At 49.2% G+C, this 360-nt stretch carries 2 tRNA genes; both read right to left on the bottom strand.

Annotation, left to right across the window (positions count from 1 at the left end):
• Nucleotides 1–69: 69 nt before the first annotated feature.
• A tRNA-Gln gene (locus EDI28_RS26690) sits at nucleotides 70–144 on the bottom strand.
• A gap of 70 nt (nucleotides 145–214) precedes the next feature.
• A tRNA-Leu gene (locus tag EDI28_RS26695) sits at nucleotides 215–299 on the bottom strand.
• Between the last annotated feature and the right edge of the window lie 61 nt (nucleotides 300–360).

Below are 360 nucleotides of genomic sequence, written 5' to 3' on the forward strand. Positions count from 1 at the left end.
ACCAACTGAGCTACGTAGCCGTTTTTTACAGGCTGACGACTATACATGATAATCGCCACCTTGAAAAGGTGGCAGGGCTACCTGGATTCGAACCAGGGAATGGCGGCATCAAAAGCCGCTGCCTTACCGCTTGGCGATAGCCCTACAATTTATTGCTATTCACAACTGGCTTTTTTCAAAGCCGCTCTCGCTGTCTCAAAAGAGAGGGAGAGAATGGTGCGGAAGGAGAGACTTGAACTCTCACACCTTGCGGCGCCAGAACCTAAATCTGGTGCGTCTACCAATTCCGCCACTTCCGCATAACTTACCGTTTATTCGAGAGAATAGAACGTTAGGTTAAATATGGCAGGGCTACCTGGA

The organism is Photobacterium chitinilyticum (genome assembly GCF_004104355.1).
Taxonomy (GTDB): domain Bacteria; phylum Pseudomonadota; class Gammaproteobacteria; order Enterobacterales; family Vibrionaceae; genus Photobacterium; species Photobacterium chitinilyticum.